This is a genomic window from Marinobacter panjinensis, assembly GCF_005298175.1.
GTDB classification, from domain to species: domain Bacteria; phylum Pseudomonadota; class Gammaproteobacteria; order Pseudomonadales; family Oleiphilaceae; genus Marinobacter; species Marinobacter panjinensis.
On the sequence record NZ_SZYH01000002.1, the window covers coordinates 610,422 to 623,739 of the forward strand.

Genomic DNA, 13,318 nt, shown 5'->3' on the forward strand with positions numbered 1-13,318 from the left:
CCGTTTGGAACTCTATTGTAACAGTTTTGCCAAGTCGCTGACGGTGTCAGCCACAATGTCAGCTTGCCACAGGTCAACCGCCTCTGGCTGTTCGATATAACCGTAACGTACCGCGATGGTTTTCATGCCCGCGTTGCGCCCGGCCTCGATGTCCCGTTCATGGTCACCGACGTACACGCCGGTGGCGGGGTCGGCGCCCACCTCCCGGCAGGCCAGGAATAACGCCTCCGGGTGCGGTTTCCGGTTAGTGACATGGTCCGGGCAGATCAGGGTAGAGCAGCGCTCCGCCAAGCCCAGGGCCTCTATCAATGGCGCCGCAAATCGCACCGGTTTGTTGGTGACGATGCCCCAGGGAATATTCCGGGCTTCCAGATCCTTCAGGATAGCGTCCACGCCTTCGAACAGGGTGGTTTCCACAGCCACGCCGGCTTCATACAGGTCGAGAAACGCCGTGTGTTTCTCCAGGTAGTCCGGGTGATCCGGCTCAAGGCCAAAGCCCACGAGGATCATTGCCCTGGCGCCGTTGGAAACCGAACGGCGGATGTGGGGCGCAGGCAGTGCCTGCAGCCCATGGGCTCGGCGCAGTTCATTCAGGCAACGGATAAAATCCGGTGCGGTATCAATCAGTGTGCCGTCCAGGTCGAACAGGACGGTTGAGGGCGAGGAGGGTGATGATGTCACGACGGATCCGTTTCCTCGCGTGTATCCATGGCATGCATCATATAGTTGACGTCCACATCCCGCCCCAGGCGATACACTTTGGTGATCGGGTTGTAGGTCATGCCCGTCAGTTCGCAGATGTCCAGCCCGGCGTGGCGCAGGTGATCCGACATTTCCGAGGGGCGGATGAACTTGCGCCATTCGTGCGTGCCCTTCGGCAGCAGCCTGAGCACATACTCAGCGCCCACAATCGCGAACAGGAACGACTTGGGGTTACGGTTGATGGTGGACACGAACAGATGTCCGCCGGGCTTCAGCAGCGCAGCGCAGGCCTTGATGACGGAGGCCGGGTCCGGCACATGCTCCAGCATTTCCAGGCAGGTGACCACATCGTACTGGCCGGTGTGTTCCGGGTCGATTGCCAGCTCTTCAACGGTGATCTGGCGATAGTCCACCTTGATGCCGCTTTCCATGCCATGGAGCCTGGCCACTGCCAGCGGTGCTTCGCCCATGTCTATGCCCGTCACGTGCGCGCCCCGCTGTGCCATGCCCTCGGACAACAGGCCGCCGCCGCAGCCGACATCCAGGGCCCGCTTTCCCGCCAGGGGCACGCGCTCGTCAATGTAGTTGAGGCGCAGGGGATTGATGTCGTGCAGAGGGCGGAACTCGCTGGTGGGGTCCCACCAGCGGCTGGCCAGTGCCTCGAATTTGGCGATTTCGTTGTGGTCTACGTTCTGAGTGCTCATAGTTGGTTCTGCCTGATAACGGATATGTCGGGCGTCAGCTGGTTTGCTGCTCGCGGATACGGTCTGCCCAGCCCCGGACGCGGAGCATCAGGTCTGGTACGTCAATACGGGTCAGCCTGCCTTCCTGTACCTGAGGTACGCCGTTGATCCAGCTATGGCTTACCTGGCGGCCATGGTTGCTGTAAACAAGGTGAGAGGCCGGATCGTACACCGGTTGCAGGAATGGGTCGCCCAGGTCCACGGCAATGATATCCGCCAGCTTACCGGCTTGCAGTGATCCGAGTTCATGGGCGCGCCCCAGTGCCTTTGCACCGTCGATCGTGGCCATGGCCAGCGCCTCATGGGCAGACAACGCGGTGGCATCATCAGCCACCACCTTGGCCAGCATGGACGCGGTGTTGAGTTCGCCAAACAGATCCAGGTCATTATTGCTGGCAGCACCGTCGGTGCCAATGGCGACATTGATGCCCGCCTCGCGGAATTTCTTTACCGGGCTGAGGCCGCTGGCCAGCTTGAGATTGGATTCCGGGCAATGAATCACCTGGGCGCCGGTGTCTTTCAGCAATTGTATGTCCGAATCATCAATCTGGGTCATGTGGACACACTGGGTTGTGGGCCCCAGTACGCCCAGCTCTGCCATTCGTGCTGTGGGTCGCTTGCCGGTTTTCTCCAGGGCATCGGCCACCTCGGAGGCGGTTTCATGAAGGTGGATCTGGATAGGCGTGCCGGTGCTCCGTGACAGCGCCACGGCTTTTGTCAGTGGCTCGTCAGACACCGTATAAGGCGCATGGGGGCCGATGGCCGGCATAATGAACGGGTCGTCCTGCCACTGGCGGATGAAGTCCTCGCCCTTGGCCAGGTATTCATCTGGCCCGGCTCCCCAGGGTGTCGGGAAATCCAGCAGGGGAAAACAAACCTGGGCGCGCATGCCGGCGTCTTTGGCAAGCTGGGCAACGATTTCGGGGAAAAAGTACATGTCCGCAAAGGTGGTGGTGCCGGTGCGAAGCATTTCTGCCATGGCCAGCTGCGTACCATCGGCAATGAACGGCTCGCTGACAAACGCGCCTTCGGCGGGCCAGATATGGTCCTTCAGCCAGGTCATCAGCGGCAGGTCGTCTGCCAATCCGCGGAACAGCGACATGGCGGCATGGCCATGCATATTGATCAGGCCGGGAAGCACCACATGGTTGGGCAGGTCGATGGTTTCCTTGGCACGGTAACGGGCATCGGCTTCATCCCGGGAGACCACTGCGGCAATCCGTTCACCCTGGACAAGCACCGCCTGGTGTTCCAGTACCGCGTTCGCGGGCTCTATGGGGATAACCCAGCGTGCGTTGATGCGAATATCTGCTGCGGTAATGGTGTCTGCCGTCATTTACCCTGCCTTGGCCGGGCCGCCCGGAAAACGTCCGTGCAGCCGAAGAATGTAGCCCGAAAGTATAGCGACCACCCGGACCAAGAACTACCCTGGGGGCTGAGTTTGGAGTGTTATCACAGGTATACTGCCTTTTTGTAACCTGTCTGGAGTGACTGAATGAGCAAAACCACTGGTTCATCCGGTAAACGTTCCATTGGAACCGTGGCCATACGCTGGCATGGCGGCAGTCTAGAACTGCTGGATCAGCGGCTGCTGCCCGACGAGGAGCACTGGATTACGCTGGAGGGCGCCTCCGGTGTTGCCCAGTGTATTCGGGACATGGTGGTGAGAGGTGCCCCGGCCATTGGCATAAGCGCCGCCTATGGAGTGGCCCTGGCCGCCCGCCATGCCGGCGGTGGTGACTGGAAAGCCGAGATCAAGCAAGCCATACGCGAATTGGCCGCATCGCGGCCGACAGCGGTCAACCTGTTCTGGGCGCTGCAGGAAATGGAACGTGAATTCGCCGGTTGTCACTCCCTGGATGAAGCTGTGAAACGGCTTGCCAAAACCGCTGAACGCATTCATGAGGACGATCTGGCCGCCAACCTGGCCATGGCCGATAATGCCCTGGAACACATGGCTGCCGACAAGCCGTTTTCTGTACTCACCCACTGCAATACCGGCGCCCTGGCCACCGGCGGTTATGGTACCGCGCTGGGCGTAATCCGTCGGCTCCATGAGGCGAAACTGCTCAAGGACGTGTTTGCGGATGAGACCCGCCCCTGGCTGCAGGGCAGCAGACTGACCGCCTGGGAACTGTCACGGGATGGTATTCCTGTCACTCTGAACGCAGACGGTGCGGCGGCTGCAATTATGGCTGCGGGTAAAGTGCGCTGGGTGATCGTCGGTGCCGACCGGATTACCGCCAATGGTGACGTTGCCAATAAAATTGGCACCTACAGCCTCGCGGTGCTGGCTCGCCACCACAAAGTGGGGTTTATGGTGGTGGCACCGTCCAGTACCGTCGACATGTCGCTGGAGTCCGGCAAGGATATCCCCATTGAAGAACGCGAAGGCTCAGAGCTCAGGCAGATCAGGGGAGTGGCCATTGCGCCGGCCGGGGTCAAAGTATTCAACCCGGTATTCGATGTGACGCCGGCAAGTCTGATTGACGTAATCGTGACCGAGAAGGGGGTTGTCAGCACGCCCAATGTGACCGGAATGTGGTCGCTATTCGACTGAGTCGTCCTTTTGCGCCCGCAGCTCCGCCATTTCCTTTTCCTGCTCTTCGATAAAGTGCAGCGACATTTCGAAACTCTGACGGGTGAAATCCAGAACCTTCCGGAAACCCTCGTCAGAGAGGGTGCGGGCGTCGTCATGGCTGCGGAAGATATTGATGAACTGGCGCTCCCGCTCGAATTGCAGCGGTAGTCGGCCAATGCCCCAGTCGTTGAGTATTCGCCAGACCTCGGGGTTGTAATTGCGGGTGGTGCGAAGAATAAACGGAATCGGGTCGTTACGTGCTATCAGCGCTGCCAGGCGCAGTATCAGCTCAAATGACAGTGTGGTAGTGCCGTTTTCAATGGCCTCGAGAACCGATTTGTCTTTCAGATTCAGGGCTTCGCTCATTTCCGACCGGGTCAGCCCGGCCACTTCGCGGATGTCTTTCAGGGAGTTGCCTGCTGCCAGCATCATGCGAAGCTGATCCTGGGAGTTCATCAGTGCGCGGCCGACTTTCAGAGAGGTATCCGTGGATTTGGCGGCGAAGCGTAGTGCTGATCCTGTGAGGCCGGCAATGCGGTCAATGAGTGACTCGGACCCCTTGTTTTCCTCCTGACCTTCGGCACCCTGAACATGTCCTACCTCTTCCATGGACCTCATGGCATGCATGGCGTCCATCAGCATACCTTCCAGCTGGCGTGCCCTGTTCCGGTCTTCTTCCTTGTCAGCCATGGCTAACGCCCGTTCACGGAGGAGTTTGGGCCGCTCAGCGCGCCTGGGCCTGAGCGGTTATCTGTTTGATGTCCAGGATGGAGGCCATGCGTTGATCCAGTTCCAGCATGTCGGCCATGATTTTGCCGCCTTCATGAACAATGAAGTCCATCTCCTCATCGGTGCTGTCCAGATCTGCTGCCTGTTGGTCCTGCCATTCGTCCAGCTCTTCCAGGCTGTCGAACGGGTCGCCACCATGAATCTCGCGGCGGGCATTGGCAATGCTGAGGCGCGTACGTTCAATCTGTGACTGATATTCCTTGCGGTCGTCGATGTTGAGGCTGACGGACGTCTGCTCCCGCTGTTGCTTGAGAAATTCGATTTCTTTCTGCAGCAACTGGAATTCCGGATCGTCTTCAAACCGGTTGTCGTGGCGTGTGCGCAATTCGTCAATCACACTGCTGAAGTCAAAATAGCGGGTGTGGGGTACGGCTTCGATCTGGTCCCAGGGCAGGGCATGATCCAGGGCATCTTCACCGATGCGGGTCTTGTCCACTCTTGACGGGATCTCGATATCGGGAATCACGCCTTTGTGTTGCGTGGAGCCGCCGGAAACCCGGTAGAACTTGCTCTGGGTGATCTTCAACTGGCCATGGTTCAGCGGGCGTACTGCCTGAACGGTGCCCTTGCCGAAGGTTTGGGAGCCTACTACCAGGCCCCGGCCATAGTCCTGAATGGCGCCGGCAAAGATCTCTGATGCCGATGCACTCATGCGATTGACCAGAACCACCAGCGGGCCGTCGTAGGAAACCGAGGGATCTTCGTCGTTCAGTACCTGCACGTCGTTATTGGAGTTGCGGATCTGAACGGTGGGGCCCTTCTCGATAAACAGGCCGACCAGGTCGTTGGCTTCGTGAAGAGCGCCGCCGCCATTGTTGCGGAGGTCCATCACTACACCGTCAATACCTTCAGCCTTGAGCTCATCGATCAGTTTGCGGACATCGCGGGTGGTGCTCTTGTAGTTCGGGTCACCGTTCTGCATCGCCTTGAAATCGGCATAGAAGGTGGGAATGTGGATCACGCCGATGCGGAAAGTGTCACTGCCACGATCGAACTCAATCACTTCGCTGCTGGCGCTTTGCTCTTCCAGCTTCACCTTGTCGCGCTTGATGGCGATGGTCTCGGTGACGGTTTCATCCGGGGCGTCAGCGGGAATAACTTCGAGGGTAACGGTCGACTCACGGGGACCACGAATCAGGTCCACCACTTCATCAAGGCGCCAGCCGATAACGTTTACGGCCTTGCTCTCATCTTCCTGTTTGACCGACACAATGCGGTCTGCGGGCTCAAGCTGGCCCTGCTTGGATGCTGGCCCGCCGGGCACCAGGCGCACCACTTTGGTGTACTCGTTGTCTGACTGCAGCACGGCGCCAATGCCTTCCAGTGAAAGGCTCATGTTGATGTTGAAGTTCTCGGAGGTGCGCGGTGAGAAGTACGACGTGTGCGGGTCCCACATGCCGGCAAAGGCATTCATATAGGCCTGGAAGGCATCCTCACTGCGGGCCTGGTAGGCACGCTTCAGTTGGCCTTCGTAGCGGCGGCGCAAGGCATCTTCAATGCCTTCATCGTCAGTGCCGTTGAGGCGCTGGGCGAGCACCGCGTTCTTGATTCTCTTCACCCACAAGGCATCCAGCGCTTCCTTGTCGGCTTCCCAATTCGCCTCGGACCGGTCCAGCAGGATGCTTTCAGCGGCTTCGAAGTCGAGCTTGTCGATACCTTCATCGACAATTCCCAGGGCGAACTCAAGGCGTTGGATAATCCGTTGCTGCACCAGGTTGTAAATATCGAAGCCGGGCTGTAGCTGGCCCGTTTTGAGGGCCGAGCCAAGCCCCAGCCGTACGGCGTTGAAGTTCTCGATGTCTTTTTGCGTCAGGTAGATGCGCTGACCGTCGAGGTATTCCAGGTAGGCATCAAACACGTCTCCGGACAGAGAGTCGTTGATGCTCATGTCGCGGAAGTGGGTAAATTGTAATTGCCGCGCGATCAGGATGTTCGCCCTGGCTTGTTCCACGGTCGGGGACACAGGCTCGTAGACTTTGTCGGTATCCACCTTGGCTGACACTGGCAGGGCGAGCGCCAGCATCAGGGTCAGGACGGCTGCCTGTTTGCCGGCTCTGCCGCCCTTGCCGGAGTTGCTGCAACGGCTGATAAATCGTTCCGCGATGCTCATAAGCTTGTGTACCTGACGGTGGGTGGCGATACGGGTGACGATAAGATAAAGAGGTCAGCGGATATCGCCCGATTGACTCATAGTTTTATTGTAGGCAAGCGCAGGTGCGGTTGCCATAGTGTTGAAGTATCGGTTCGTGACAATCTGTCCATGGAGTAGTCAGGTTCGTAAACAGAAAAGCTCTCAGACAGTGCAGGAGCCCTTGCCGGAGCGGAAAGGTCTCCGGCAAGGGAAGGCGGGGGTCAGATGAAGTTTTTGTTGGTTTCTGCATTTTCCAGCAACAGGGCCGGTGGCGTGAAACGCTCACCAAATCGCTCCGCGAGATTTTTTGCCCGTTCTGCGAAGGCTCTCACACCATACTGGTTGATAAACTGGATGGCGCCGCCGGTCCAGGGCGCAAAGCCGATACCGAAAATGCTGCCGATGTTGGCATCTTCTACGGTGCGGAGCACGCCTTCCTCAAGGCAGCGAACGGTTTCAATTGCCTGAATGAACAGAATGCGGTCTTTCAGGTCTTGCAGATCCGTATTTCGGGCCTTTTCCAGATCCACAAACAGGTTTTCCAGTTCCGGCCACAGGTGTTTCTTGCCGGAGTCGGGATAGTCATAGAACCCGGCACCGGCAGCCTTGCCCTTGCGGTTGTGGCTTCCGACCATCTGGTCAATCACTGCCTCCGCCGGGTGCGCCTTCCAGGTATTACCGGCTGCCTCGGTGTCTTTCCTGCTCTGGTCACGGATGTGCTGCATCAGGGTCATGCTGACTTCATCCGAGATCGCCAGTGGCCCCACAGGCATGCCGGCCAGAACACCTGCGTTCTCGATGCTGGAAGGGTGAATGCCTTCGCCCAGCATGGCGATGCCTTCGTTCACGAAGGTGCCGAAGACCCGGGAGGTGAAGAAACCACGGCTGTCGTTCACGACAATGGGAATCTTGCCGATCTGCTGGACGTAATCAAAGGCGCGGGCCAGGGTGTCATCGGAGGTTTTGGCGCCCACGATGATTTCCACCAGCTGCATCTTGTCCACCGGGGAGAAGAAGTGCAGGCCAATGAAATTGGCCGGTTTGGCTGACGCTTCCGCAAGCTGTGTAATGGGAATGGTGGAGGTGTTGGACGCAAAGATGCCGTTGTTAACAAGCTTCGCTTCCGCTTCCTGAGTCACCTTTGCTTTCAGTTCGCTGTCTTCGAACACGGCTTCGATGACGAGATCGCAATCTTCAAGATCGTCGGCGGAGCCGGTGGCCTTGATGCGGTTCAGCACCTCGGCTTTCTGCTCTTCGGTCATACGCCCGCGGCTGACTTTCTTGGCCAGCAGTTTCTCGGAATAGGCTTTGCCCTTGTCGGCGTTTTCCGTGGAAACGTCCTTGAGCACCACGTCAATACCGCGGGTGGCGGTAGAGTAGGCAATGCCGGCGCCCATCATGCCGGCACCGAGAACGCCCACCTTGCGGAAGGTTTCCTTTTCCACGCCTGCGGGCCGGCTTTCACCGGCATTCACCGCATTGAGCTGGAACCAGAAGGTGCCGGTCATGTTCTTGGCGACCTGGCCGGTAACAAGCTCTGCAAAATAACGGGTTTCGATCAGACTGGCGTTATCGAAATCCACCTGCGCACCTTCCACGGCCGCGGACAGTATACGTTCAGGTGCGGGGTAGCAGCCTTTGGTCTTCTGTTTCAGCATTGCCGGAGCAATGGCCAGTTTCTCTGCCATGGCCGGGTGATGGGGGGCGCCGCCGGGGAATTTGAAGCCTTTCTGGTCCCAGGGCTGCTGGCATTTCGGGTTGGCTTCGATAAAGGTCCGGGCTTTCGCCATCATGTCATCGGCGGATGAGGCCAGTTCATCGACAATACCGGCCTTGAGCGCGGCTTTCGGATTCACCTTTTTGCCTTCCATCAGGAAAGGGAAGGCAGCCTCGAGGCCGATCATCCGGGGCAGCCGCTGGGTGCCGCCACCGCCAGGAAGCAGGCCCAGGGTGACTTCAGGCAGGCCCAGCTGGATCTTGTCGTCATCCATCACCACGCGGTGGTGGCAGGCCAGGCAGATTTCCAGACCGCCGCCCAGGGCGGAGCCATTGATGGCCGCGACAATGGGCTTGCCGCTGGTTTCCAGTGCGCGCATTTCAGCTTTGAGGCCGTTAACCATGTCTTCAAAGGCTGCTGCGTCTTCCCGCGTGACCTTGTGAAGTTCTTTCAGGTCGCCGCCGGCAAAGAAGGTTTTCTTGGCGGATGTAATAATAATGCCGCGAATGTTGTCGAGATCATTTTTAACCTTGCCAACGGTCTCCGTCAGCCCCGTGCGGAAGTCGGCGTTCATGGTGTTGGCGGACTGGCCGGGCATGTCGATGGTCAGGGTCAGGATCTGGTCTGAACCCAGGTCGTAGTGAATGGCGCTCATATTCGGTTCTCCTCTCAGAATCAGTGGTCGGCTCAGACGCGCTCAATGATGGTGGCAATACCCATTCCGCCACCCACACACAGGGTGGCCAGGCCGTAGCGCAGTTCTCTCCGCTCCAGTTCGTCGAGCAGGGTGCCCAGAATCATGGCACCGGTGGCGCCCAGGGGGTGGCCCATGGCGATGGCGCCGCCGTTAACGTTCACTTTCTCGTCGGGAACCGACAGTTCCTTCTGGAAGCGCATGACCACTGAGGCAAAGGCTTCGTTCACTTCAAACAGGTCAATCTGGTCCGCCGTCATGCCGGCTTTTTCCAGTGCCTTGCGGGCCGCCGGCGCAGGTCCAGTCAGCATGATGGTGGGGTCGGTACTGGTGACCGCAGTTGCCAGGATGCGGGCGCGTGGTTTGAGACCCATGGCCTTGCCCTTGGCTTCGCTGCCGATCAGCATGGCGGTCGCACCATCCACGATGCCAGAGGAGTTGCCGGCGTGGTGGACGTGGTTGATCTTCTCCACGTAGTGGTATTTTTCCCGGGCGACACCGTCAAAACCCATTTCGCCCATCATCTGGAAGGAGGGCTTGAGGCCGGAGAGGGATTCCACGGTGGTGTTGCCGCGAACATGTTCGTCGCGGTCCAGGATCATCACGCCATTCTGGTCGGTGATGGGAACGATGGATTTGGCAAAATAGCCCTTTTCCCAGGCGTTGGCTGCCTTCTGCTGAGATCTGACGGCAAATCCGTCCACGTCTTCGCGGGTGAACCCCTCCAGGGTGGCGATCAGGTCCGCGCCGATGCCCTGGGGCATGAAGCCGGTGTGCAGGTTGGTGGCCGGGTCGGTTGCCCAGGCGCCGCCATCGGACCCCATGGGTACCCGGGACATGGCCTCGACACCACCGGCAACCACCAGGTCTTCCCAGCCGGAACGCACCTTCATGGCGGCCAGGTTGACGGCCTCAAGACCGGAAGCGCAAAAGCGGTTGAGCGTGACGCCTGCCACCACTTCGTCCCAGTCCGCTGCCAGGGCGGCAGTTTTGGCAATATCCGCGCCCTGGTCGCCAACCGCGGTGACACAGCCCATGACGATATCGTCAACCTGGGCGGTGTCCAGGCTGTTTCTTTCCTGCAGTGCCTTGAGCACGGTGGTCAGCAGCGAGATGGGTTTGACGCTGTGCAGGGAACCGTCTTTCTTGCCGCGTCCACGTGGCGTGCGAACGGCATCGAAGATATAGGCTTCGGTGGTCATTTCCTGTCCTCTGTTGGTCTTTGACTCGGGAAGAGCATTTCAAAGCCTAACCATAGCGGTTCGCGGCCCCGAAGCGTAATGACGTGCGCTGCCAATCCCATTGGCGAAAGTGCTCACGCCGGTCATGACATTTGGTGCTGGTGTATCTAAATGTTCTATCTTGCCGGCGGGGAACTCGAAGGCATGAACAAAAACGCCCTGGCCGTCGTGCAGGAGGCCAGGGCGTTTGTTAAGAGCCATAAACGGGACGACTAACCCTTACGCCCCAGCACAGCCTCCAGTGCTCGCCCAAGGCGCAGGGCCAGGGGCTCGCTTACCACATCCACTGGTTGCACAACGCACCAGTTTGCAACCAGCATTTCCAGTTGTTGTGACTTGTCGTTGTCGGACGCCGAGTTACCCATCCCTTCGGCAAGTCGCTGAACCTGGATCTCCATACGGCGGCCCTGGTCTTCGTCCGGGGAGGGAACCTCCGCCAGTATTTCGGCGCGGATAACCAGTTCTACCGGGTCCGGTTGCCCCACATTCGCGGCGAGCCCGGCCCAGTGGTCAGGCAATGCATTGCTGTCCAGGGTGCTGGTGCTTCTGGCCGTTATCCAATGCTTCCAGGTTTCAATCTGCTCCTGCAATTGGCGGTTGGAGGCAAGCGCGGAAAGTCGGCTGCGTTCGTTGCTGACCTGTTCCCTGGTCCCCGCTGACAGAGGCTCGCTCTTGAGAGTATTCAGCTCGGTCAGGGTAGCCTGCAAGGTATCGATGCCGGCATCGGCGCCAAGCGAACTGCTGGTGGCAAGCACCGGTTCCGCTTTTTCATCCGCCTCCCGGGCAAGTTGTTCCTGCTCATTCTTATGGGCATCGCGGCGCGCAAAAATCTGGTCGCAGGCCTTGCGAAACGCCTGCCACAGCTTCCGGTCTTCACGATGACGGGTGATGCCGATGCCGGTCCACTCGCTTTGCAGGGATTTGGCCTGGTTCATGGCCTCACCAAGGGGCTCGTGATCAATCAGGGCCTCAGCACGTTCCACGATTCCCTGTTTGAGCGCTTCGTTTTTCTTGCGCTCTTCGTCCAGGGGCTGTTCCAGTTGCTTGAGCAGATCATCGAACTGTTTCTGTACCGGGCGATTGTCACGGAATTCTACCGGCCAGGCCGCTTTCCACTCTTCCCGGGCGGTCTGATGGATGCGTTCGGCGGCTTTCCAGTCGATGGCGTGCCAGTCCGCATTGTCGAGGAAGGTGCGGAGTTGCTCGCAAATTGTTTTACGGGTCTCAAGGTTTGCTTTTTTCAGGCCGGATTTTGCAGAGAAATAGGCCTTGCAGGGCTCATAGGCCAGATCCGAAGCCTGCTTGAAGCGTGACCACAAGTCGCGGTCCGATGAGCCGCCAAGGTCGCGCCATTCGTTCTGCAGTTCCTTGATTCGTTCGGCTTTGGCTTCCGGTTCTATCGGTTGCTCTGCCAGATATTCCATTTGCTCGCACAGGGAAATCTGTTTGGGGCGGGTTGCAAAGCCCTGCCAGTCGGTCAATTCCCGGAGCTGCCCGCCCAGAAGGTGAATTCTCGGTTGCAAGGGTTTGCTGTGGCGGTGGTCCAGACGTTTGAGCGCCTGTTGCGCGGCTTTGAAAAGCTGGCGGGATTCCTTCAGCTGTTTGGCTTCCAGGGCAGCGTCCAGCTTGTCCAGTGTCTGTCGCAACGAATCGGCCAGGTGTTTCTGCTCTTCGGTGTCCGGCTTTTCGGTTTTTGCCGGGCGGGGCTTGCCGGCGATACGGTAAAGGGCGTCCAGCAGGGAGGGGCGACGGAAGTCCTTTGGCCACTCTACAGCTTCCAGGATCTCCTTGGCCTTGCTGGCGGCAGTCTCATCCTCGGGTTCACCTTCGGCAGGGGTCTGCAGTGCGATGATCTCTTCCCGATGCTGGCCCAGGCGTTTGACGGCGGAAATATAGGCTCGCAGTGACTGCATCAGGTTCTCGTAGGATTTCTGTTCCTGCTTGTCGACCTGGGTGTCCCGGGTTGCTTCCAGCCAGCGGTTTTCCTGGGTTTTCTGCAGGGCGTCGAGGGAGGCCAGAGAAGGCTCCAGGTCCGGATCCTGCTGTTTCAGTTCATCAAGGGTGCTCTCCAGCAGGGACAGGGTTTCTGCCCGCTGGCTCCGCTGTTCCTGCTGTTGCTTGAGCAGTTCTTTTTCAGCGTGCATTTCATGGAGGCGTTCACGGCACTGGTGCACTGCCTGCAAGAAATCGGTGGTCTGCTCCCGGGAGGCCCGGGACTCAACGTCGGCCCATTTCTGCAGCAGAGCTTCCAGGCGGGCTTCATACAGTTTCGTGTCGTCACTGCGTGCCTGTTCGGTGGCATTGCGCACCAGTGTCTGTATGGTTTCGGCCAGTTTCTGTTGCTGCTCCTCTTCATTACGAATGTGCTGGAGCTTCTGGCGTACCGCCTGGTAGACCCCTTTGTCCTTTCCCTTGGCAAGCTTCTGGACACGTTGCAGCGCGGCTTTGTCGGCCAACGCTTCGGCAGCTTCCACACGGATGCCGGCCGTCATGCCGACGGTTGCCAGCTCTTCAAGCTGAGCTTCGGAAGGTGCGGACTTGAGCATCTTTGCCTGCTGCTCACGTTTGTCGTCCTGTCTGCTCACCTTCTCCAGGTCTTCAGGCGTTGGTTCCCGTCGAACTGCAGCAGCAGGAGGCGGCGTTGTGTTGGCCTTGCGGGTTCTGAACAGTTTCTGGATGAATGCAGCCATGGGGTTACCCTTTGATATTGAAACCAGTTC

General features: G+C 58.9%; 9 protein-coding genes. 1 reads left to right on the top strand and 8 read right to left on the bottom strand.

Annotated features, from left to right (window positions below; translation table 11 throughout):
• Positions 1–12: 12 nt before the first annotated feature.
• From FDP08_RS19105 to FDP08_RS19115, 3 genes are read right to left on the bottom strand one after another with little or no spacing between them, the layout of a single operon-like run.
• Positions 13–681: an HAD family hydrolase gene (locus FDP08_RS19105; protein ID WP_137437862.1), complete on the bottom strand. Its 669-nt coding sequence runs from the start codon at positions 679–681 to the stop codon at positions 13–15.
• Positions 678–1,406 (bottom strand): bifunctional 2-polyprenyl-6-hydroxyphenol methylase/3-demethylubiquinol 3-O-methyltransferase UbiG, encoded by a 729-nt coding sequence (gene ubiG / locus FDP08_RS19110; protein ID WP_137437863.1) that lies wholly within the window; start codon positions 1,404–1,406, stop codon positions 678–680. The genes FDP08_RS19105 and ubiG overlap by 4 nt, the downstream gene beginning before the upstream one ends.
• Positions 1,407–1,440: 34 nt before the next feature.
• Positions 1,441–2,781, bottom strand: coding sequence for a TRZ/ATZ family hydrolase (locus FDP08_RS19115; RefSeq protein WP_137437864.1), 1,341 nt, complete (start codon positions 2,779–2,781; stop codon positions 1,441–1,443).
• A 159-nt stretch (positions 2,782–2,940) separates the two neighbouring features.
• Between FDP08_RS19115 and mtnA the strand changes: the two genes are divergently transcribed.
• Complete coding sequence (gene mtnA / locus FDP08_RS19120; protein ID WP_137437865.1) at positions 2,941–4,005, top strand: S-methyl-5-thioribose-1-phosphate isomerase; 1,065 nt, start codon at positions 2,941–2,943, stop codon at positions 4,003–4,005.
• Here the strand turns inward: mtnA and FDP08_RS19125 are convergent.
• The 5 genes from FDP08_RS19125 to FDP08_RS19145 form a co-directional block, all read right to left on the bottom strand.
• Positions 3,994–4,716 (bottom strand): helix-turn-helix transcriptional regulator, encoded by a 723-nt coding sequence (locus FDP08_RS19125; RefSeq protein WP_137437866.1) that lies wholly within the window; start codon positions 4,714–4,716, stop codon positions 3,994–3,996. The two genes, mtnA and FDP08_RS19125, sit on opposite strands and share 12 nt — an antisense overlap.
• A 34-nt stretch (positions 4,717–4,750) precedes the next feature.
• Entirely contained in the window at positions 4,751–6,925 is a 2,175-nt protein-coding gene (locus tag FDP08_RS19130) for a carboxy terminal-processing peptidase (protein ID WP_137437867.1), read from the bottom strand.
• A 242-nt stretch (positions 6,926–7,167) separates the two neighbouring features.
• A complete protein-coding gene (locus FDP08_RS19135; protein ID WP_137437868.1) occupies positions 7,168–9,318 on the bottom strand; it encodes a 3-hydroxyacyl-CoA dehydrogenase NAD-binding domain-containing protein in 2,151 nt (716 codons plus the stop codon).
• 32 nt (positions 9,319–9,350) lie between these two features.
• A complete protein-coding gene (locus FDP08_RS19140; RefSeq protein WP_137437869.1) occupies positions 9,351–10,559 on the bottom strand; it encodes an acetyl-CoA C-acetyltransferase in 1,209 nt (402 codons plus the stop codon).
• A gap of 251 nt (positions 10,560–10,810) precedes the next feature.
• Positions 10,811–13,288, bottom strand: a complete 2,478-nt coding sequence (locus tag FDP08_RS19145; RefSeq protein WP_137437870.1) for a DUF349 domain-containing protein — start codon at positions 13,286–13,288, stop codon at positions 10,811–10,813.
• Positions 13,289–13,318 lie beyond the last annotated feature (30 nt).

Coding starts and splice junctions, on each gene's coding strand:
- FDP08_RS19135 (WP_137437868.1), bottom strand. CDS start 9,318: ATGAGCGCCATTCACTACGACCTGGGTTCAGACCAGATCCTGACCCTG.
- mtnA (WP_137437865.1), top strand. CDS start 2,941: ATGAGCAAAACCACTGGTTCATCCGGTAAACGTTCCATTGGAACCGTG.
- FDP08_RS19125 (WP_137437866.1), bottom strand. CDS start 4,716: ATGGCTGACAAGGAAGAAGACCGGAACAGGGCACGCCAGCTGGAAGGT.
- FDP08_RS19115 (WP_137437864.1), bottom strand. CDS start 2,781: ATGACGGCAGACACCATTACCGCAGCAGATATTCGCATCAACGCACGC.
- FDP08_RS19130 (WP_137437867.1), bottom strand. CDS start 6,925: ATGAGCATCGCGGAACGATTTATCAGCCGTTGCAGCAACTCCGGCAAG.
- FDP08_RS19145 (WP_137437870.1), bottom strand. CDS start 13,288: ATGGCTGCATTCATCCAGAAACTGTTCAGAACCCGCAAGGCCAACACA.
- FDP08_RS19140 (WP_137437869.1), bottom strand. CDS start 10,559: ATGACCACCGAAGCCTATATCTTCGATGCCGTTCGCACGCCACGTGGA.
- ubiG (WP_137437863.1), bottom strand. CDS start 1,406: ATGAGCACTCAGAACGTAGACCACAACGAAATCGCCAAATTCGAGGCA.